The following is a 19,973-nucleotide window of genomic DNA, read 5'->3' as shown; positions in this document are numbered from 1 at the left end:
ATTGGTGTCGCTCGATAGCTGTAATTTCAGTAGAGCAGCCTGTAGAATATGAGCGTTATCATTACTTATTGACTGAAAAGGGCTTAAAAATGACGTCTGCAACTAAAACTAATAACAGTGGCCCGATATCTTCTCCGATCATTGTCGCGTTGGACTATGCCAATAAAGACGCTGCGTTAGCCTTTGCTGATCGTGTTAATCCGCAAGATTGCCGGTTAAAAGTGGGCAAGGAGATGTTTACCTTATATGGCCCTCAGTTGGTCCGTGATCTGCATGCGCGTGGTTTTGAGGTTTTCCTTGATCTGAAATTTCACGACATTCCCAACACCACCGCTAAGGCGGTGAGTGCGGCAGCTGAGCTTGGGGTGTGGATGGTCAATGTCCACGCCAGTGGTGGTGCACGCATGATGACTGCCGCCAAAGAAGCTTTATTGCCTTATGGGCACCAGGCACCCCTATTGATTGCTGTTACGGTGCTCACCAGCATGGATGGCGAAGATTTACGTGATATCGGTATTAACATCAGCCCGGCAGAACATGCCGAACGGTTAGCGAAACTGACATGGGATTGCGGTTTAGAGGGGGTGGTGTGCTCCGCCCATGAAGCTGTGCGCCTCAAGCAGGTTTGTGGCGCTGATTTTAAACTGGTTACCCCAGGTATTCGCCCGCAGGGCAGTGAGGCCGGTGATCAGCGCCGTATCATGACTCCTGAGCAAGCCGTCTCTGCTGGGGTGGATTATATGGTTATTGGGCGTCCGATCACCCAATCTCCTGACCCAGAAAAAACACTGAGTGAGATTCTGGCATCATTGAGCAAGGTGGCATAATGACGAATTATAATAGCCGTTTGGTGTATTCAACTGACTCGGGGCGTATCAGTGAGCCTGAGCTAAAACCCGCGCGGCCAAAAGGGGATGGTATTGTTCGTATTCAGCGCCAAACCAGTGGTCGTAAAGGAAAGGGCGTGTGCCTGATTACCGGTGTTGATGGCAGTGATGAGGTGCTGGATAAACTGGCAGCAGAATTGAAGAAGAAGTGCGGTTGCGGTGGCTCGATTAAAGACGGCATTATTGAAATTCAAGGAGATAAACGCGATCTTCTTAAGCAACTGCTCGAAGCCAAAGGGATGAAAGTCAAACTGGCGGGTGGCTGAGAATAATTTACAGTTTCATTTATCAGTTTTCCCCTAATTAATTGACGTTGCAGGTAGGCAGCAAGCAAACGAATCCCGATGAGCTTACACAGGTAAGTGAGCGTAGCTAACACCCTGCAACGTCAAATCATACCGATAACATTATTTGCTGACTTGGTGCCCGATAACCCCACCAACCGCCGCGCCACCTAATGTCCCCAGCGTACTGCCGGTCAACACCGCACCACCTACAGCACCAGCACCGGCACCGATTGCGGTATTGCGGTCACGTTTGGACATATTAGAACAAGCAGACAGGGACAAGGCCAGTGTTAGCGCCAAGGCGGCAGTGGCAAATCGTTTATTGATTATCATCATCATAATTCTCCTGACGTTGGCTAAGTACGGATAGATCAGGTCATATAGTTTGAATCTATCTATCCTGATGTATCCGTGCAAAATTGAAATTACCTAACTAAGTATAGGCGTTGTAGCAATTTTAGCCGAAGTCTCATTTTGTTAGTGTTTAGAATAAAAATCGTCGTTTAGATTTAAATTCAGAATTAATGCTAAAAACTCGTTTTGTCACCAATAGAAACTAGTATAAATATCCGCGAATCATTTAATAGGTAAATAGTCCTAATTTGATCTGACAAGACGGGGAATTAGGGATTGTCTGAGACTAAAGGCACGATTAACCCATTGTCAGTGCTAAATAAAATATGACGTTCTGCTATGTGTACCTCGCAGACTGTACTTTCCAGCCGATCTGCACGCAGTTTATAGCCATTTATCCCATACCGGTTCTTACCTGTGGCGCTGAAAATGAGAGAAATTCAGTCATTCAGGATACGACGATGCTCAACGAACTGAAGCAACAGGTACTGGCCGCCAATCTGGCGTTACCTCGCCACAATTTGGTCACATTCACTTGGGGCAATGTCAGTGCTGTCGATAGACAACATGGGTTACTGGTGATTAAGCCTTCCGGTGTGGAATATGACGTGATGACACTGGACGATATGGTGGTGGTAGAGCTGGAAACCGGCAAAGTGGTGGAGGGCAGTAAGAAGCCCTCATCGGATACTGATACTCACCGGGTGCTTTATCTTAATTTCCCGCAAATTGGCGGCATCGTTCATACCCATTCACGCCATGCAACCATTTGGGCCCAGGCTGGGCTAGATTTGCCTGCGTGGGGTACCACTCACGCAGATTACTTCTACGGCACCATTCCCTGTACCCGGTTGATGACGCAAGAAGAGATTGCTGGCCGCTATGAATGGGAAACCGGCAATGTCATCGTTGAGACATTCCATCAACGGGGCATTAAACCAGAAGATGTGCCTGCGGTTTTAGTCAATTCACACGGTCCGTTTGCCTGGGGGACCAGTGCGGATAATGCCGTACACAACGCGGTTGTGTTAGAGGAGTTGGCTTATATGGGGATTTTCTCACGCCAATTGAACCCGCAACTTGGTGATATGCAACCGCAACTGTTGGATAAACACTATTTACGCAAACACGGTAAAAATGCCTATTACGGGCAATAATCGCTGTTTGGGCCTCTCGTTGAGAAGGTGACCCGTGTTCAGTCTTGCACGGGTTTCTCCAGCCATAGCACGGAGTCAGTGATATCGAGCATTTTTGCTTCGACCTGTGCAATGGCATCATTGATACCTTGATTGTAATAATGCGCGCCCAGCTCACGACTGATGAATTCCAGTAAAAATTCCGCATCAAAATCTTCCAGCTCAATACTCAGGTTCTGCTCCAGATAATCCTGAATTTTACGTGCCATCCGTTGAGTCTGTTCACGCGTGAAGGTGATGTCCGCCATTATTGCTGTTACTCCGTTATGAATGTTGTTCCTCTTATTCGCTGAGGATATCGACTTGAATGCCTTGTGCCGTTAATTGCTGCTGATAACCTGCGGGCAGGCGGTTATCGGTAATGACCCGGTTGATGGACGATAATGGCATCAGTGAGTTCTGATGCACCTGACCAAATTTTGATGCATCGGCCAGAATGATATTTTCAGCGCCTTTGGCTAACACACTATTAATCACATCGGCGCGTAACATATCGCGCCCGGTAAAACCGGTATCTGCCTGATAACCGTCGATACCGATAAACGCCTTGCTGAAATGCACATGGCGCAAACAAAGTTGCGTCAATGGGCCAACCATACTGTCACTTTTTTTCTGATAAATTCCGCCTAGAAGAATCACTTCACAGGAAGACTCTTTCAATTGTCTGGCGATATAACCACTCACCGTCACCAAGGTGATACCAGGGCGTTGTGCCAAATGATGCGCCAACAGGGCGTTGCTACTGCCGCTTTCGATAAATACCGTCTCACCTTCATTGACCAGTGAAGCGGCGTGATTAGCCAATTTTTGCTTCATGGCAAAGTGAGTCATCATGCGAACATCGACATCGTCACTCTCAAGAGCGACGGCTGAACCATGCACTCGTTTGAGCAAACCTCTCGTCTCTAGCTGATTGAGATCCTGACGGATTGTCACCTCAGAGACCTGCGTTTCCTGCGCCAATTCACTGACACTGACTCGTTGCCGGTCGTTTACCAACTGTAAAATTATTTGCTGTCTTGGGTTCATGGCATTCCCGATAATAAAGTGTGCTGAAAATTGAACCAGCCAACGTGGTGGTAAAAGTTCGCCGGTTCACAACAACATCATAATGATAAATAATACCTTAAATAGTAGGGATAACACCCTGTGTTACTAAGGGAAAAGTGAGGCAAGCCACAACTCTGTCTTACAACGCTATCATCGCATTTTTTGCAGTATGTAAAATACATTGCTTTTGATTGAAGTTTAATTTGCTTTCGAATGAAAGTATTTTGATAAAGATCACATTATCGATTCATGATTGGTCTATGATTGCGGCTGATGATTGGTGGTAAATCCATTTGCTTAACTGGCTTATTTGTTTAACCAGTCTGGCTGCTTACATAATCCAAACCGGAGGTTCTTATGGAGCTTTATCTTGATACCGCAGATGTAGCTGCAGTAAAACGCCTGGCGCGCGTACTGCCATTACAAGGTGTCACTACCAACCCGACTATTTTGGCCAAAGCGGGCAAGCCTATCTGGGAGGTGTTACCTGCGCTGCGCGATGCTCTGGGCGGTACCGGTAAACTTTTCGCACAAGTGCTGGCCAGTGACAGCGAACTGATGGTGTCTGAGGCAATCATGCTATCAAAGCGCGTCCCCGGTTTGGTTATCAAAATCCCCGCCACCGCAGAAGGATTGGCGGCTATTAAGCAATTGAAAGGGATGTCTATTCCGACATTAGGTACCGCCGTATATGGTGCCGGGCAAGGGCTGCTGTCTGCATTGGCGGGGGCTGAATATGTCGCACCCTATGTTAACCGACTGGATGCACAAGGCGGTGATGGCATTGCGATGGTCCGTGAGTTACAGCAATTGTTAACCTTACATGCACCGGGCGCGAAAGTATTGGCGGCCAGTTTCCGTACGCCACGTCAAGTAGTAGATTGCCTGTTGGCGGGCTGTCAGTCGGTCACCATTCCGGTGGATGTAGCAGAGCAACTTATCAGCGCGCCTGCGGTAAAAGCGGCAGTAGAACAATTTGAACAAGATTGGCAGGGCGCATTTGGCTCGCCAATCTTGAGCTAGTTGGTGGTGCCTGCTGTTCAAACGGAAAATAAAAACGCCCTGTGAAACATCAACAGGGCGTGACAATGTCACTTTATGATTCAGCTTGCTAGTTTAACAAGGGCATTTCCCCAGTTTGCCGGCCTCACTGGGGAAGCGGGCATTCAGACAATAATGGTGGAATTCCCGTTCGGTCATCGGTGTAGTGTCAGGATGATGTCGGCGCATATGATTAACATAATTGCCGTAATCCTGTACTCCCACCATCAGTCGAAAGCTTTGTGCCACGCGGTGTGCGATAAGGCACAACCAAGCCCGTAGATGAGTCGGGCGGACAGCCACAGGAACCAACGGTACACAACGCGTAATCTGGCGCGGCGTGGTTGCTAACCCTGTTCGGGTACGAAACGGTATACCTGCATTAGCCACGGGCAACCTCCTCACGGAAGACAATTTCAGTCTCATGGGTGGTCGGTTTGCTGGATTTCAGCGCACGACGGACCACAAAGAAAGATGAAATCAGCATGGTCACTGCCACCAGCATAAAGAAGGCACATAAGGCGGCATTGATCTGGTTATTGAACACAATAGTTTCCATGTCTTTAATGCTCTTGGCGGGAGCAATCAGAACGCCTTGCTCAACACCGGCAGAGAATTTCTTCGCTTGAGCCAGGAAACCAATACTCGGTTTTTCATGGAAAATCTTCTGCCAGCCCGCGGTCATTGAGGTAATAAACAGCCAAATTGTTGGCAGGATGGTTACCCAAGCATAGCGTTGCTTCTTCATTTTAAACAGGACGACAGTCCCTAAAATCAGCGCCATCGATGCCAGCATCTGGTTACCGATACCGAACAGTGGCCACAAGGTATTGATCCCCCCTAATGGGTCAACCACACCTTGATAAACAAAGAAGCCCCAGCAGGCGACCGCCACTGTGGTGCCGGACAAGTTACCCAACCATGAGCGGTTATTTGCCAGGCTCGGCACTACGACACCCACCAAATCCTGCACCATAAAGCGACAGGCTCGGGTACCGGCATCCACGGCGGTCAGAATAAACATGGCTTCAAATAGAATGGCAAAGTGATACCAGAAGGCCATCATATTGCGGCTATTAAATATCTCACTGATAATATGCGCCATCCCAACGGCGAAAGTGGGGGCACCACCCGCACGGGATAAAATGGAGTTCTCGCCAACATCTTTGGCAATCATGGCCAGGGTTTCTGGTGTGACTACAAATCCCCAACTGCTAATGGCCAGAGAGGCGCTTTCTACTGTGGTGCCAATCAACGCTGCCGGAGAGTTCATGGCGAAATAGACACCGGGATCGATAACCGAGGCACAAATTAGCGCCATGATGGCGACAAAGGATTCCATCAGCATCGCGCCATAGCCGATAAAGCGGGTGTGACTTTCACGCTCAATCAGTTTTGGTGTAGTGCCACTGGCAACCAAGGCGTGGAAGCCCGAAATGGCCCCGCAAGCGATGGTAATAAACAGGAACGGGAACAGGCTACCGGAGAATACCGGGCCGCTACCATCAATAAAACGTGTGACGGCAGGCATTTTCATTTCAGGCATGGCAAAGACAATACCAACGGCCAAACCAATAATGACGCCGATCTTCAGGAAGGTCGACAGATAGTCCCTTGGCGCCAACAACAACCACACCGGTAGCACTGAGGCGATAAAACCATAAATAACCAGCACCCAGGTCAGGGTGGTGCCGTGTAAGGTAAAGAATGGTCCCCAATAAGGGTGAGCCGCGATATTGCCGCCGTAAATAATTGCGGACATCATCAGTACGAAACCAATTAAGGATACTTCCGCGATTTTCCCCGGGCGGATAAAGCGCATATAAACGCCCATAAACAGTGCTATCGGGATAGTCGCTGCAATGGTGAACAGGCCCCATGGGCTGTCAGCCAAGGCTTTAACCACCACTAATGCTAGCGCGGACAAGATGATAATCATCACCCCCAGCGCGCCCAGCATAGTGATAACCCCGGCAAAAGCACCCAACTCTTGTTTTGCCATCTCCCCCAGAGAGCGACCATCGCGACGGGTAGAGATAAACAGGATCAAGAAGTCCTGTACTGCACCGGCCATCATTACCCCGACCAAAATCCAGATAGTCCCCGGCAAGAAGCCCATCTGTGCGGCCAGAATTGGCCCAACCAATGGCCCGGCACCGGCAATCGCCGCAAAGTGGTGACCGAATAGTACCCATTTATTGGTCGGGACATAATCCAAGCCGTCATTGCGCCGCTCAGCAGGTGTCAGGCGCCGGTCATCCAACTCAAACACATTCTTGGCAATAAATAGGCTGTAAAAGCGGTAAGCGATGCTGTAACACGCCACTGAGGCGATCACCAACCAGATGGCATTGACATGCTCACCGCGGCTGAGTGCCAGCATAGCAAAGGCAAATGCACCAATTAACGCCACGGTCAGCCATATGACGACAGTCTTGACGTTCTTCATGGGTAACGACTCCTTGTTATGAGGAAAATTTAACAGTTATCAGCATCGGTTTTGGAAAAAAGATACAAACCGTTAGTTAACATAGGAGCTTTAATGTGAAAGAAAAGGTGCGAAAGTGAAAAGTGTGATCAATAAATTACTTTAACGTAACGTTCAGTAGTATTTGCTTACATTTTGTGACGCTGAGAGCGCTAAACTGGAGGGAACATCAAGTGGGATTGACGGGGGGCAATTGAAAAAGCCGTGGGATGTTGTGTATCACCACGGCTTAATGTGTTTTTTCTAAATATCAAACCACCGGGCGGGCCACCACATTGCGAGTTTCCATGCGAACCTCGGCAATGCGCACTTCGATTTTATCGCTTTGGCTATAAACCGTTTCACCTTTAATTTGCACGGTACCTGTTTCCTGACTGCATACCATCTCATCACGTACTGCATGAATAAACGGTGCAGGGATAAAGGCCACGGCGCCATTATCCAGCAAACGAACACGCAGACCACCACGGGTAACATCAATAATTTCCGCAGGGAAACGGGTATCAGTACCCGCTTGAGGCTGTAGATAACGGGCATACAACCAGTCACCGACATCGCGTTCGGCCATGCGATTCAGACGACGACGCTCAGCCAATTGAATCGTTATCTCGTCTTGTGGTTTCTCCGCTTGCTGGCCGGTAATAATGGCTTTGAGCAGGCGATGATTGACCATATCACCGTATTTACGAATAGGTGAAGTCCAGGTGGCATACGCCTCTAGCCCCAAACCAAAGTGTGGGCCAGGAACGGTACTGATTTCAGCAAAGGTCTGGAAGCGGCGGATACGGCTGTCGAGGAACTGGGTTGGCAATGCATCAAGATGACGGCGCAACTCACAGAAGCCTGGTAGGGTCAGTAGAGCCTGTGGGTCAGCCTCGACACCATTGGCCTGCAACACGGTCGCTGCCTGTTCAACCAATGCCGGATCAAAACCGGTATGTACGTTATAAATGCCAAAGCCCAAATTATCGAGCAAAGCAATAGCAGCGCAGACGTTGGCGGCAATCATGCACTCTTCAACAATACGGTTAGCAATACGGCGGTGCTCAACAATGATATCCAGCACCTCGCCTTTTTCACCCAATTGGAAGCGGTAATCTGGACGGTCTTTAAACACCAGGGCATGTTCTTGACGCCAGTTGCTACGCGCCTCGCACACCCGTTTCAGCAATAGAATTTGCTCGGCAATATCCGCATCCGGTGGCTGCCAACCTGTGTTGCCGTCCAGCCAGTCAGAAACCTCGTCATAAACCAGTTTGGCTTTGGACTCGACCCAGGCGGCAGAGAAACGAATATCATCACTCAGCGCGCCATCAGCGGCGATAGTCACACGGCACACTAATACCGGGCGGCGCTCATTTGGCCGCAAAGAGCAGAGGTTGTCAGACAAGTGGCGTGGCAGCATCGGAATGTTGAAGCCAGGCAGATAGTTAGTAAATGCACGTTTACGGGCGATTAAATCCAACTCACTGTTTTCATCGACATAGGCGGTTGGATCAGCAATGGCAATGGTCAACAACAGGGAACCGTCACCGTTGTCTTCCACATACAGCGCATCATCCATATCTTCGGTGCTGTTGCTGTCGATAGTAACAAAATGGAGCGCCGTCAGGTCTTCGCGTACTAAGGCGCTATCATGTAAGGTAGATTCAACCATAACCGGGGCTTCACGCTCCAGATTATGGCGAGCTAATGTTACCCACCACGGCACGAAATGATCTTCACCATTGGTAATAAATGCCGTCAAATCAGCATTAAAAGCACGATCGCCTTTTAATGGGTGACGGCGCATTTCAGCCACCGCCCAATAACCGTTCTGGAAGTCGTGGGTTAACTCACGGGCTGGACGACATTGGATGGCATCACGCAGCAGCGGGTGGTCAGGCACGATAGACAGACGATCATCTTTTCGTTGGACGCGACCGACAAAGCGGGATAAAAACGGCTCGACCAATGTTTCTGGCTCAGCAATTTCACGATCTTTATCCGTGTGCAAGGTGGCAATAATCCGATCGCCGTGCATGACTTTCTTCATCTGTGGCGGCGGAATAAAATAACTTCTCTGCCCATCTACCTCAAGAAAGCCAAAGCCTTTCTCAGTACCTTTAACCACGCCTTCAACGCGCGGGGTCTGAGTGTGAAGTTGCTGTTTTAGCTGCGCCAGCAGCGGGTTATCTTGAAACATATCGTCCAGTAAATGGTGTAGTGAGTGGGTTTAATCCGGCTGACAGTTTTACGCGAATCAGCCCCATCGGGCAAGCGGCATATCACGTTGGAGGGGAATTCCTTGTTAAAGGTATGGGCATATCCGTTGCCCATGATTGCCAGCCCTGGCAACAGCCAGAGGGCCGGCTTTAGCTAACAAACTCAGGCAATGCGCTGTGACAATGGTGGTTGCCAGCGTCGAATGGTCACTGGCACTGATTTTGACGTTGGGGTGTGGGTTTGATCACCAAAGCTGGATAAGGGCACCAGTGGGTTGGTTTCAGGATAGTATGCGGCGAGATTACCGCGCGGGATATCATAGCTCACTAACTTGAATCCACTGACTTTACGAGTAATCCCATCATTCCATAAGGTTTCTATTTCCACTAGCACGCCATCTTCTAAAGCTAACGCGGCCAAATCTTGTGGATTAATGAACAAAACTTCTCGCTGACCATAGACACCCCGGTAGCGATCGTCGAGACCATAAATGGTGGTGTTATATTGATCATGAGAGCGCAATGTTTGTAACACAAACGGGGCCGCCCCCCCTGCAATCGGCGGGAATAGACTCTCTGGCAGGGGCGCTGCGCAAAATTCAGCTTTACCACTTGGGGTAGCAAAACGCATTTCAGCGGCGGCACTACCCAGATAGAAACCACCGGGTTGATCACAACGCGTGTTGAAATTATCAAAGCCCGGTATGGTGGCGGCAATATGATCACGGATCAGATTGTAGTCAGCGGCCAATGCCAGCCAGTCCAGCTTTGCACCATTAACCTTTTTGTTAGCGAAAACCGCATTGGCGATGCCACAAACAATGGCGGTTTCGGCGTGCTGGGTATCCGCCAGCGGCTTCCCGACACCTTCAGATGCGTGCACCATACTGAAAGAATCTTCTACCGTAATGAATTGTGAACCACTGGCTTGCATATCGCGCTCGGTGCGGCCCAGTGTCGGCAAAATCAAGGCATCAGTGCCGGTTATCAGGTGACTACGATTTAGCTTGGTACTGATATGAACGGTCAATTCGCAACTGCGTAATGCTTGTGCGGTGCGCTCAGTATCCGGTGCCGCCGCCGCCAAATTCCCGCCAAGGGCAATCAGCACTTTTACTTCACCGCGCAACATCGCCTCGAGAGCTTCCACGGTGTTATGACCCGCACTTTGTGGTGGGGTGAAACCAAAATGGTCGGCCAAACGATCCAGCATGGCTTTTGCGGGTTTTTCATCAATGCCCATCGTGCGATTACCTTGCACGTTACTGTGACCACGTACCGGACATAACCCCGCGCCGGGTTTGCCTAACTGACCAAACAACAGTTGGAGATTAGCCAGTTCCCGCACCGTTATCACTGAATGTTTATGCTGAGTGATCCCCATCGCCCAGGTGATGATAATGCGCTCGGCATGTTGATAAATATCAGCGGCATGGCGAATTTGCTCTTCACTCAGGCCCGACTGTTGGGTGATCTGCGCCCAAGAGGTGTTATCAACGGCCGCCAGATACGCCGCTATACCTTGTGTATGTACCGCAATAAAGGCTTGATCAAACAAACCTGATTCCCCTTGCGCCAATTGATGGCGATGGGTTTCCAATAAGGCTTTTACCATGCCGCGCACCGCCGCCATATCACCACCCAAATTAGGTTGAAAATAAGCAGAACTAATAGGGGAGGATTTTGGTGTCAGCATCTCAAGAGGATTTTGCGGATCGGCGAAACGCTCCAAACCGCGTTCACGCAAGGTATTGAAGCTAACAATACGTGCACCGCGATCTTTGGCATGACGAAGGCTGTGTAGCATGCGGGGGTGGTTAGTCCCCGGGTTTTGTCCGAAAACAAAAATAGCATCGGCCAGTTCGAAGTCCTGCATCTGAATGGTACCTTTACCAACGCCGATACTCTGCTTTAATCCGGTACCACTGGCTTCATGGCACATGTTTGAGCAGTCCGGGAAGTTATTGGTCCCCAACATGCGGCCAAATAACTGATAAAGGTAAGAGGCTTCATTGCTGGCCCGCCCGGAGGTATACAGCTCCAGCTGATCGGGGTTATCCAATCCATTAATATGCTGAGCGATCAACGCCAAAGCATCTTCCCAACTGATGGGTTGGTAGCGGTCAGTTTGTGGGTTATAACGCATCGGATGGGTGAGTCGCCCCTGGTACTCAAGGAAGTAGTCACTCTGCTGGCGCAATGTGGTCAGACTGTGTTCGGCAAAGAATTGGGGTTCCACCGCTTTGCGGGTTGCTTCCCAACTGACCGCTTTAGCGCCATTTTCGCAAAAACTGAAGGTGCTGTGATTATCGTCGCCCCAGGCACAACCGGGGCAGTCAAAACCTTTTACCTGATTGACCCGCAACAAATTGCGAATATTTTTCAACGCTTGCTTGCTGTCCAGGACAAAGCGGGTGGTTGCTTCGAGAGAACCCCAGCCACCAGCTGCGCCGGTATAGGGTTTTATTGCTGATTTAAATTTCATAATGATACGCCGCAGGTGTCTTTTTTGTTTCAAGCAGGTAACAAAATCATTAACTGTTTGAGTCTGTTTTGTCACAAGTTTAGTGGCGCGGCGGTATGGCGTCTAATCGAATACCGCAATCGCGGCATAGAGGGGGTTTATCGTGGTTGATAACATGCGGTGAGACGCGCCAGAAGTGTATCGCGCTCACTGCATAGAGTGGCAGCGTGATGTATCAGCATTCTTATCGTCGGCCGGTGCTCACCGCCACAGGTATTTACTGAGCGTGGTCAGTGAATTAATGCTCGGGGTAGACCTTCTCTTTAAACTCACACAAGTCTTCAATAATGCACGAACCACAGCGCGGTTTACGGGCAATACAGGTATAGCGACCATGCAGGATCAACCAGTGGTGGCAATCAAGTTTAAATTCAGCCGGAACCACCTTGAGTAGCTTGGCTTCAACCTGATCTACATTGCTACCGGGAGCAAAGCCAGTGCGATTACAGACACGGAATATATGGGTATCTACCGCGATTGTGGGCCAACCAAAGGCGGTGTTCAACACCACATTGGCTGTTTTACGCCCCACACCGGGCAGCGCTTCGAGTGCTGCTCTGTCTTCAGGCACCTCGCCATTATGTTTTTCCAGCAAAATACGGCAGGTTTTAATCACATTTTCAGCTTTGGTATTAAACAAGCCGATGGTCTTGATGTATGCCTTCAGGCCATCGACACCCAGGTCAAGCAGGGCTTGCGGGGTATTAGCCACCGGATAAAGTTTGGCAGTGGCTTTATTGACGCTGACATCGGTGGCTTGTGCCGAGAGCAATACCGAAATAAGCAGTTCAAAAGGTGAGGTGTAGACCAGTTCAGTGGTTGGATGTGGATTGTTGTCCCGCAGACGGGTCAGAATCGCGACACGTTTTTCTTTATTCATAAGGCTTTCCCGGCATCTCCATCCTGAAGTTGCGGCGCAGTTGCTACTACTTGTGCTTTGCGCGCTTTTATTTTTTCGTCAATGACATATTTACCGGCCAGCAGTAATCCCAAACCAATAAAGGCACCTGGCGGCAGCATTGCCAGCAGAAAAGGGCTATCCAGATGCAGAATTTCGATACGCAGCACTTTTGCCCAGTTACCTAACAGCATATCCGCGCCATCAAACAACGTACCGTTACCCAGGATTTCACGCAGTGATCCCAGTACAAATAACGCGCTGGTTGCCCCTAGCCCCATAGCCAAGCCATCGAGTGCCGATAACCCCACCGGATTCTTGGCCGCGTAAGCTTCCGCCCGGCCAATCACAATGCAGTTAGTAACAATCAATGGAATAAATATCCCGAGGGATTGATATAACCCAAAGGCATAAGCGTTAATCAGCATTTGCACGGTACTGACCACGGAAGCAATGATCATCACATAGATTGGAATACGAATTTCATTTGGCACCCAGCGGCGCAAAGCCGATACCGCGGTATTGGTACATACCAATACCAGCGTGGTAGCTAATCCCAAACCGAGGGCATTGGTGGCGGTAGAGGAGACCGCCAACAACGGACATAGCCCCAGTAGCTGCACTAGCGCTGAGTTATTCTTCCATAACCCCTGCGCTAACAGATTTTTTGCTTCACTCATTGCCGTTCTCCACAGCCTGGCAGGCTATCAAGCCTTGCTGGCAAGGTTTCCAAATACAGCGTGGTGCTTTTCACCGCCCGCACCACTGCTCTTGGTGTAATGGTGGCGCCGGTAAATTGATCAAAGGTACCGCCATCTTTTTTTACGGCCCAGCGTTTGTCTTGTTCACTTGCTACATGTTGGCCGCTGAAATGGCTAATCCAGTCAGAGATTCTAATATCAATTTTATCACCGAGACCGGGGGTTTCGTGATGTTCTATCACCCGACTGCCCAGCACATTACCGTGGAAATCTGCACCGACTAACAGTTGGATAGCGCCGGAATAACCATCGGGAGCGGTGGTTTCAATCGCGGCAGCCACGGGTTTATTCGCCAACCGGGCCAGATACAAGCGATGAGGCGACAGGTTACCCAACGCGGCATCAGTGACAACGTAACATTCTGCTTGCATATCGTTGTCATAATTTTCAGCCGGGACAACCTGATCCAGCAACGCTTTTTGTTGCAAAGCGGCTTGATGGGCGATGGTTGACTCTGTCAGTGAGTTAACCACCGCCGTCAATCCGGTAGCACCGGCGGCAAACAGCGCCAAAGTAATGCCGTGACGCTTCATGGTTTTTAGCATAACGGCTCCTTATTTACCGGCACGGTTGTGACCATAAACCCGAGGCTGGGTATAGTGGTCAATCAGTGGAACAGTAATATTGGCCAGCAGTACGGCAAAGGCAACCCCGTCAGGATAGCCACCATACACCCGAATTAACCACACCAGAATACCGATTAATGCGCCGAAAATCAGCCGGCCACGGGGCGTGGTGGAGGCACTGACCGGATCGGTGGCAATAAAGAACGCCCCCAACATGGTGGCACCGGAAAACAGGTGCAACATCGGCGGGGCAAAACTTTGCGGGGCAACTATCCAACTAATTGCGGCACAGCCAGCCAGTGCCAACAAGAAACTGACCGGAATGTGCCAATGAATCGCTTTACGCCATAGCAGCAATAAGCCGCCCGCCAGAAAACCGAGATTGATCCATTGCCAGCCTACCCCCGCCAGCGTTGCGGCAAAAATGGGCTGTTGCAGAATTTGATCTACGGGTTGTGAGCGTAGGGCGGTTTTAAAGCTATCAAGCGGTGTGGCCTGACTGACACCGTCATAACTCATCTGGAGTTGATGAATATCAGCGCCACTGTGGGTATATCCGGTAAAGATAATTAAAAGAGAGTCATAAAACCCCACCGGTGCAGCTTGTAATGGCAGCGGCGGTAACCAACTGGTCATTTGTACCGGGAATGAAATAAGCAGAACAACATAACCCACCATGGCCGGGTTGAACGGATTTTGTCCCAAACCACCATACAGTTGTTTAGCGATGACGATAGCAAACAGCGTACCCAACACAATCATCCACCAAGGGGCCAATGGGGGCAGGCTTATCCCCAGCAGTAAGCCGGTGAGCAGGGCGGAGTTATCTTGTAACCGCATCAATACGGGCTGTTTGCGTAACTGCAAAACGGCCCCTTCGGCTAGCATGGCGGTAACCATTGCCAGTGCTACCTGAATCAGGTTGCCATAACCAAAGAAGTAGGTCTGAGCAATAATGCCCGGAATGCAGGCCAGAATCACCAGCAGCATGATGCTACGGGTACTACGTTGATTGTGCGTAAAAGGGGAACTGGCTATTTGCAACCCTTTGTTCTGGGTCGATGCTGCTGGCCTGAATTTCATGAAATTACAACCATATGTCGAATGCTTAACAGAGTTCTTAAACGCAGTTATCGCGCTGGCAAGTCAATACTTGCGGGCATCGATACACTCAGCCGTCAGGGGGATAATATTTGTGCCGCATTCTACCCTATTCAGACAAAGTGTAATACGCCTTAATCATAGGGTTATTATCCATAATGTGTTGAAATATTAAGTAAGCTGCAGCATTTAATAAATCAGGCTAATCTAAAAATTTAACTTGCAATTTATATCGCGATGGTAACAAACATATAGCAAAAACGGGTTTTTGTGCGGCTTGTGGGTATTAGGCTTTGGTCTCAGATAAATAGATTTAACTCTTTGTTTTAATGGGTTTGTTTTTGTTTTATCTGTAGCTAATCAACTGTAAGTTAACGATTTATTAACTTGTGAAATTAGATTTGAGAAAAGCGTTGGCATAATGATAGATTAATGTAGTATGCACTGTAATTATATATTTAAAGAACAATAAGATGATAAACGAAGACATATTGTTTATAGAAGAATTAATTGAGTGGATTGAAATCAATTTAGAAAAGAGGCCCACACTGGACGATGTGGCGAAGATTTCTGGATATTCAAAATGGCATCTACAACGGAAATTTAAAAGTATTGTGGGGGTACAATTAGCCTCCTATATACGTGGCCGGGTACTGACTCGCGCAGCGGTTGCATTGCGCATTTCACGCCGTCCTATCATTGAAATCTCTGATGAGTTGGGTTTCGATTCGCAGCAAACCTTTACCCGTACATTTAAGAAGCGTTTTGGTGTTACCCCAAATAGTTTTCGTCAAATGGAACACTGGGATGTGCAAGGGATGATTCCCCGTTTCGGTTTTTGTGAAAATTACACCCCAGAAATCAAACGGATATCTTTACCACCGCGAGAATTGGTGGGCTTTACACGGCGGCTGGATTTTGACGAACACAACCATTGTAGTGGTCAACACTCCTCCTGTATGGCTATGAAAGATGAAATTCTGCTCGATTTCTTTAAGGAAGTTAATTTCTCATGCCAACGGGTGTACTCGCTGTTTTCTGCCAAAGAGTGTCAACAAGGGCAAAACAGTGTGAATTATTCGACTGCGATTGATAAAGACAAGCGGCATGAAATCCAGGGGCTGCGTGAGGTTGATCATATCTCTATTCCGGCGGGGGAGTTTCTCTCCATATCCCACCAAGGTAGTGCCAAAGAGTGTGTGAAATTCTCAATTTATTTGTTTAATGAAGTGCTGCCAAAATTACGCGAAGAGTTTGGTGGTGGTATCGAAATGGAAGTTATTGAGATAGACAGTTGTCACGCCGAATCAAAAATGCGTGATATCTCGGTGGTTTATAACTATCAGATGTTGACGAACTGATGTACTGCCGCAGTGGCAGTGCGTCAGTTCAGTGTGTTACCTCTTAATCTGGGTTAGCAGTTTGTGCGGCTTTCTTGGCTTTGACCCGGGCAATGGCGGCAGCTACAGCGGCTTTGCGTGGATCTACTTCTGATTTTTCATGTTCATGCGTCACAACCGCGGGCTCAAGCTGTGTTTGTGCGGCTTTCTTGGCTTTGACCCGGGCAATGGCGGCAGCTACAGCGGCTTTGCGTGGATCTTCTTCTGGTTCTTCATGTTCATGCGTCGCAACCGCGGACTCAAGCTGTGCTTGTGCGGCTTTCTTGGCTTTGACCCGGGCAATGGCAGCAGCTACAGCGGCTTGGCGCGGATCAACCGACGACGGTGTTGACTCATCGGAGGCGACAGTCAGCTGTTTTTCTGCCTGACGTGCTCTGGCCTGTGCTTTACGTGCTTCTCGAGCGGCAATAACGGCACTGTTATCCGGTGCTTGCCCTGCGATCACGCTGATAACCGCGTCGGCATTCTTATCCTGGCGAGCTAATCGACTGACAGCGGCTTCAACCTTTTGCTGGTCAGCATCAGTCAGCTTGACCGCGGCTTGTTTATGGCGCAGTTCACGCGCATGCTTTTCTCGTTCCAACCGCGCTTGTTTGGCCTCAAAACGTGCTTTGGCTTCCGCTGCTCGGGCATTTTCCTGATCGAGGGCGCGGATTTCTGCTTTTTCCTGACGGTAATACTGTACTAATGGGATATTGCTCGGGCATACATAGGCGCAAGCACCACATTCAATACAATCGAATAAGTTATGATTGCGCGCTTTCTCGTGTTCTTCACCTCGACTGAACCAATAGAGCTGTTGGGGCAATAAACCTGCTGGACAGGCATCAACACATAAGCCACAGCGAATACAAGCTTGTTCCGGTTCAGATAGCCCCATTTCGGCTTCGGTCGGCGCTAAAATACAGTTACTGATCTTAACGATCGGTACATCCAAACTTGGCAAGGTAAAGCCCATCAGCGGGCCACCCATGATCACCATCGGTTGGTGCTGAGGCTGAAATCCGGCCAGTTTCAACAAGTGCAATACCGGTGTCCCAATTCTGGCCCAGAAATTGCCTGGGTTTGCTAATGCATCACCAGTGAGTGTCACGACTCGTTCAATTAATGGCTCATCGTCGATAATCGCTCGCTTAATGGCAACTACTGTACCCACGTTTTGCATCAATACCCCAATGGATGAGGAGTGCTTGCCGAAAGGCACCTCTTTACCAGTCAGGATTTTGGTGAGCTGCTTGGCACCCCCGGACGGATATTTAGTTGGTACAACCCGCAACTGGATCTCGTCATGGCCCTGTAATACATGTTGTAAAGCCGCAATGGCGGCGGGCTTATTATCTTCAATGCCAATCAACACCTGCTGTGGTTGCAGCAAATGTCTTAGAATATCAATACCGGCGACCAGTTCCTGCGCGTGCTCCTGCATTAACCGATCATCGGCAGTGATATAAGGCTCGCATTCAGCCGCATTGATAATCAGGGTGGTAACACTGTTCACGCCACCTTGTAATTTACTGGCGGTCGGAAAGCCTGCGCCGCCCAAACCGGCGATACCCGCTTGATGAATACGATCCAGTAACGCTGCGGTATCTCGCTGTAAATAGTCGGCCCACGGCTGTTGCTCACGCCAACGGTCTTCGCCATCCGGGGTAATATGTACACACAACTCAGCCAACCCGGAGGGATGTGCAGTGGTATGCGGGGCAATAGCCGTAATAGTGCCAGAGGTGGGGGCATGTACTGGAACTGTGCGGCCACGGCCCACGGTCAGTGGCTGGCCCTTTAATACTTGTTCACCGGTTCTGACGCGCAGTTCACCTTCTGGCCCCAGATGTTGTTGCAACGGAATGATCATTTGCTCAGGCAAGGATGCGATGCGCATTGGCACCGTGCTGGATTGCAACTTCATTTCCGGTGGATGGATACCCCCGTCAAAATCCCAGATATTGTCGTGTTGGCGGGCAGTAAACAGCTTAAACATGTTGCTCCACATCTATCATTTTCACTGGAATCATCTGTGAGGCCACTAACTGGCTGGGAAGATTTTTGACCGGAATAGTGCTCAGATCCCACTTCCAGTTAGCGGTGGTGGTGGCAACCGGAATCATTTCAATACAGTCTGTCGGGCAAGGGGCAACACAAAGGTCGCAGCCGGTACACAGGTCTGGCAATACGGTATGCATAGCTCGGGTGGCACCCACAATGGCATCGACAGGGCAGGCCTGAATACATTTTGTGCACCCAATACAATTGGCTTCATCAATAAAGGCCACTTTACGCTGTGGATGAGCCGCCGCTTCGTCACCCTCTAGAGGTTGTGGTTCAACCGCCAGCAGTTCAGCCAGCTTAAGCATCACTTGTTCGCCACCCGGTGCGCACTTATTGATTTTCTCCCCCTGAGAGGATACAGCTTCTGCATAGGGCCGACAGCCAGGGTAGCCACATTGACCGCACTGGCTTTGCGGCAAGATTGCTTCTACTTGCTCAACCACGGGGTCTTGATCAACCTGAAAACGGCGAGCAGCAAAACCAAGCACCACGCCTGATATCAGCGCCAATGTACTTAATGCACCTACGGCAATCCATAACGACATCATTAGAACTTCACCAACCCGGTAAAGCCCATAAAGGCCAATGACATCAAACCTGCTGTAATCAGGGCGATAGAAGACCCGCGGAATGGCGCAGGAACGTCAGCCACCGCCAACCGTTCGCGAATAGCAGCGAATAACACCATTACCAGAGAGAAACCAGCTGCGGCACTGAAGCCATAAACCGCCGATTGCATAAAATTATGAGATTGATTGACATTAAGCAACGCGACACCCAACACAGCACAGTTAGTGGTGATCAGTGGCAGAAATATCCCCAGCAAACGATAAAGTGCCGGGCTGGTTTTGCGTACCACCAATTCGGTAAATTGCACCACGACGGCGATGACTAAAATAAAAGCCAATGTGCGTAAATACACCAAACCAAGCGGCAGCAAGATAAAGCTGTTTACCATCCAGGCGCAAACAGAGGCCAATGTTAGTACAAAGGTAGTTGCCAGCCCCATACCAATAGCGGTCTCCAGTTTTTTGGCGACCCCCATAAACGGGCACAGGCCAAGAAATTTGACCAGCACAAAGTTGTTTACCAATACAGTACCGACAAACAGGAGCAGGTATTCAGTCATTACGAAGCCTAAAAAAATAAAAGCCGCCTATTATCCAA

Annotated in this window: 19 protein-coding genes; 5 read left to right on the top strand and 14 right to left on the bottom strand. The window is 49.4% G+C overall.

Features of this window, described 5'->3' with window-relative positions; translation table 11 throughout:
* Window positions 1-89: 89 nt before the first annotated feature.
* Both pyrF and yciH read left to right on the top strand, forming a co-directional pair.
* A complete protein-coding gene (pyrF, locus tag V2A84_RS07880) occupies window positions 90-827 on the top strand; it encodes an orotidine-5'-phosphate decarboxylase (RefSeq protein ID WP_083158896.1) in 738 nt (245 codons plus the stop codon).
* Complete coding sequence (gene yciH, locus V2A84_RS07875) at window positions 827-1,153, top strand: stress response translation initiation inhibitor YciH (RefSeq protein WP_083158895.1); 327 nt, start codon at window positions 827-829, stop codon at window positions 1,151-1,153. Before pyrF ends, yciH begins: the two co-directional genes overlap by 1 nt.
* A 141-nt stretch (window positions 1,154-1,294) precedes the next feature.
* Here yciH and osmB read toward each other — a convergent pair whose 3' ends face one another.
* Complete coding sequence (gene osmB, locus V2A84_RS07870) at window positions 1,295-1,510, bottom strand: osmotically-inducible lipoprotein OsmB (RefSeq protein WP_083158894.1); 216 nt, start codon at window positions 1,508-1,510, stop codon at window positions 1,295-1,297.
* Window positions 1,511-1,989: 479 nt separating this feature from the next.
* Between osmB and araD the strand changes: the two genes are divergently transcribed.
* Window positions 1,990-2,685: an L-ribulose-5-phosphate 4-epimerase gene (gene araD / locus V2A84_RS07865; RefSeq protein ID WP_083158893.1), complete on the top strand. Its 696-nt coding sequence runs from the start codon at window positions 1,990-1,992 to the stop codon at window positions 2,683-2,685.
* Window positions 2,686-2,723: 38 nt separating this feature from the next.
* Here the strand turns inward: araD and V2A84_RS07860 are convergent, their stop codons facing one another.
* On the bottom strand, window positions 2,724-2,972 hold the full coding sequence (locus tag V2A84_RS07860; RefSeq protein ID WP_005191610.1) for a DUF2164 domain-containing protein: 249 nt from the start codon (window positions 2,970-2,972) through the stop codon (window positions 2,724-2,726).
* A 34-nt stretch (window positions 2,973-3,006) separates the two neighbouring features.
* Window positions 3,007-3,753 (bottom strand): DeoR/GlpR family DNA-binding transcription regulator, encoded by a 747-nt coding sequence (locus V2A84_RS07855; RefSeq protein WP_083158892.1) that lies wholly within the window; start codon window positions 3,751-3,753, stop codon window positions 3,007-3,009.
* A gap of 378 nt (window positions 3,754-4,131) precedes the next feature.
* On the opposite strand from V2A84_RS07855, the gene fsa reads away from it, so the two are divergent.
* Window positions 4,132-4,797 (top strand): fructose-6-phosphate aldolase, encoded by a 666-nt coding sequence (fsa, locus tag V2A84_RS07850; protein WP_083158891.1) that lies wholly within the window; start codon window positions 4,132-4,134, stop codon window positions 4,795-4,797.
* A gap of 93 nt (window positions 4,798-4,890) precedes the next feature.
* Here the strand turns inward: fsa and V2A84_RS07845 are convergent, their stop codons facing one another.
* The 8 genes from V2A84_RS07845 to rsxD all read right to left on the bottom strand — a co-directional run bounded on the left by V2A84_RS07845 (window position 4,891) and on the right by rsxD (window position 15,339).
* Window positions 4,891-5,205: a YbdD/YjiX family protein gene (locus tag V2A84_RS07845; protein ID WP_083158890.1), complete on the bottom strand. Its 315-nt coding sequence runs from the start codon at window positions 5,203-5,205 to the stop codon at window positions 4,891-4,893.
* Window positions 5,198-7,264, bottom strand: a complete 2,067-nt coding sequence (locus V2A84_RS07840) for a carbon starvation CstA family protein (protein WP_083158889.1) — start codon at window positions 7,262-7,264, stop codon at window positions 5,198-5,200. Before V2A84_RS07840 ends, V2A84_RS07845 begins: the two co-directional genes overlap by 8 nt.
* A 289-nt stretch (window positions 7,265-7,553) precedes the next feature.
* Window positions 7,554-9,488 (bottom strand): exoribonuclease II, encoded by a 1,935-nt coding sequence (locus V2A84_RS07835; RefSeq protein WP_442848688.1) that lies wholly within the window; start codon window positions 9,486-9,488, stop codon window positions 7,554-7,556.
* A gap of 182 nt (window positions 9,489-9,670) precedes the next feature.
* Window positions 9,671-11,992 (bottom strand): FdhF/YdeP family oxidoreductase, encoded by a 2,322-nt coding sequence (locus tag V2A84_RS07830; protein WP_083158887.1) that lies wholly within the window; start codon window positions 11,990-11,992, stop codon window positions 9,671-9,673.
* A 277-nt stretch (window positions 11,993-12,269) separates the two neighbouring features.
* On the bottom strand, window positions 12,270-12,911 hold the full coding sequence (nth, locus tag V2A84_RS07825; protein WP_372558991.1) for an endonuclease III: 642 nt from the start codon (window positions 12,909-12,911) through the stop codon (window positions 12,270-12,272).
* The gene (locus V2A84_RS07820) at window positions 12,908-13,609 is read right to left on the bottom strand and encodes an electron transport complex subunit E (RefSeq protein ID WP_083158885.1); all 702 of its coding nucleotides are present in this window, start codon (window positions 13,607-13,609) and stop codon (window positions 12,908-12,910) included. The genes nth and V2A84_RS07820 overlap by 4 nt, the downstream gene beginning before the upstream one ends.
* Window positions 13,606-14,235 carry an electron transport complex subunit RsxG gene (rsxG, locus tag V2A84_RS07815; protein ID WP_083158884.1) on the bottom strand — a complete coding sequence of 210 codons (630 nt, stop codon included), beginning with the start codon at window positions 14,233-14,235 and terminating at the stop codon, window positions 13,606-13,608. The genes V2A84_RS07820 and rsxG overlap by 4 nt, the downstream gene beginning before the upstream one ends.
* A 9-nt stretch (window positions 14,236-14,244) precedes the next feature.
* A complete protein-coding gene (gene rsxD / locus V2A84_RS07810) occupies window positions 14,245-15,339 on the bottom strand; it encodes an electron transport complex subunit RsxD (RefSeq protein WP_193784661.1) in 1,095 nt (364 codons plus the stop codon).
* Between the two features lie 491 nt (window positions 15,340-15,830).
* Here rsxD and V2A84_RS07805 point away from each other — a divergent pair, with 491 nt between their 5' ends.
* On the top strand, window positions 15,831-16,718 hold the full coding sequence (locus V2A84_RS07805) for a helix-turn-helix domain-containing protein (RefSeq protein WP_083158883.1): 888 nt from the start codon (window positions 15,831-15,833) through the stop codon (window positions 16,716-16,718).
* 43 nt (window positions 16,719-16,761) lie between these two features.
* Here V2A84_RS07805 and rsxC read toward each other — a convergent pair whose 3' ends face one another.
* The 3 genes from rsxC to rsxA are packed head-to-tail and all read right to left on the bottom strand — an operon-like array spanning window position 16,762 to window position 19,935.
* Entirely contained in the window at window positions 16,762-18,738 is a 1,977-nt protein-coding gene (gene rsxC / locus V2A84_RS07800) for an electron transport complex subunit RsxC (protein WP_083158882.1), read from the bottom strand.
* Complete coding sequence (rsxB, locus tag V2A84_RS07795; RefSeq protein ID WP_083158881.1) at window positions 18,731-19,354, bottom strand: electron transport complex subunit RsxB; 624 nt, start codon at window positions 19,352-19,354, stop codon at window positions 18,731-18,733. Before rsxB ends, rsxC begins: the two co-directional genes overlap by 8 nt.
* A complete protein-coding gene (gene rsxA, locus V2A84_RS07790; protein ID WP_442848687.1) occupies window positions 19,354-19,935 on the bottom strand; it encodes an electron transport complex subunit RsxA in 582 nt (193 codons plus the stop codon). The genes rsxB and rsxA overlap by 1 nt, the downstream gene beginning before the upstream one ends.
* Window positions 19,936-19,973 lie beyond the last annotated feature (38 nt).

Source organism: Yersinia sp. 2553 StPb PI, assembly GCF_052217105.1.
Classification (GTDB): Bacteria; Pseudomonadota; Gammaproteobacteria; order Enterobacterales; family Enterobacteriaceae; genus Yersinia; species Yersinia enterocolitica_E.
Note: the sequence above shows the minus strand (reverse complement) of the source record. Positions and strands in the feature narration are given on the sequence as shown.

What these genes read in the sequence shown, in the direction of transcription:
- rsxD (WP_193784661.1), bottom strand. Translation starts at nt 15,339, where the DNA reads ATGAAATTCAGGCCAGCAGCATCGACCCAGAACAAAGGGTTGCAAATA.
- V2A84_RS07805 (WP_083158883.1), top strand. Translation starts at nt 15,831, where the DNA reads ATGATAAACGAAGACATATTGTTTATAGAAGAATTAATTGAGTGGATT.
- V2A84_RS07835 (WP_442848688.1), bottom strand. Translation starts at nt 9,488, where the DNA reads ATGTTTCAAGATAACCCGCTGCTGGCGCAGCTAAAACAGCAACTTCAC.
- yciH (WP_083158895.1), top strand. Translation starts at nt 827, where the DNA reads ATGACGAATTATAATAGCCGTTTGGTGTATTCAACTGACTCGGGGCGT.
- V2A84_RS07830 (WP_083158887.1), bottom strand. Translation starts at nt 11,992, where the DNA reads ATGAAATTTAAATCAGCAATAAAACCCTATACCGGCGCAGCTGGTGGC.
- V2A84_RS07820 (WP_083158885.1), bottom strand. Translation starts at nt 13,609, where the DNA reads ATGAGTGAAGCAAAAAATCTGTTAGCGCAGGGGTTATGGAAGAATAAC.
- rsxB (WP_083158881.1), bottom strand. Translation starts at nt 19,354, where the DNA reads ATGATGTCGTTATGGATTGCCGTAGGTGCATTAAGTACATTGGCGCTG.
- V2A84_RS07840 (WP_083158889.1), bottom strand. Translation starts at nt 7,264, where the DNA reads ATGAAGAACGTCAAGACTGTCGTCATATGGCTGACCGTGGCGTTAATT.
- rsxA (WP_442848687.1), bottom strand. Translation starts at nt 19,935, where the DNA reads ATGACTGAATACCTGCTCCTGTTTGTCGGTACTGTATTGGTAAACAAC.
- rsxC (WP_083158882.1), bottom strand. Translation starts at nt 18,738, where the DNA reads ATGTTTAAGCTGTTTACTGCCCGCCAACACGACAATATCTGGGATTTT.
- rsxG (WP_083158884.1), bottom strand. Translation starts at nt 14,235, where the DNA reads ATGCTAAAAACCATGAAGCGTCACGGCATTACTTTGGCGCTGTTTGCC.
- pyrF (WP_083158896.1), top strand. Translation starts at nt 90, where the DNA reads ATGACGTCTGCAACTAAAACTAATAACAGTGGCCCGATATCTTCTCCG.
- V2A84_RS07860 (WP_005191610.1), bottom strand. Translation starts at nt 2,972, where the DNA reads ATGGCGGACATCACCTTCACGCGTGAACAGACTCAACGGATGGCACGT.
- fsa (WP_083158891.1), top strand. Translation starts at nt 4,132, where the DNA reads ATGGAGCTTTATCTTGATACCGCAGATGTAGCTGCAGTAAAACGCCTG.
- araD (WP_083158893.1), top strand. Translation starts at nt 1,990, where the DNA reads ATGCTCAACGAACTGAAGCAACAGGTACTGGCCGCCAATCTGGCGTTA.
- osmB (WP_083158894.1), bottom strand. Translation starts at nt 1,510, where the DNA reads ATGATGATAATCAATAAACGATTTGCCACTGCCGCCTTGGCGCTAACA.
- nth (WP_372558991.1), bottom strand. Translation starts at nt 12,911, where the DNA reads ATGAATAAAGAAAAACGTGTCGCGATTCTGACCCGTCTGCGGGACAAC.
- V2A84_RS07855 (WP_083158892.1), bottom strand. Translation starts at nt 3,753, where the DNA reads ATGAACCCAAGACAGCAAATAATTTTACAGTTGGTAAACGACCGGCAA.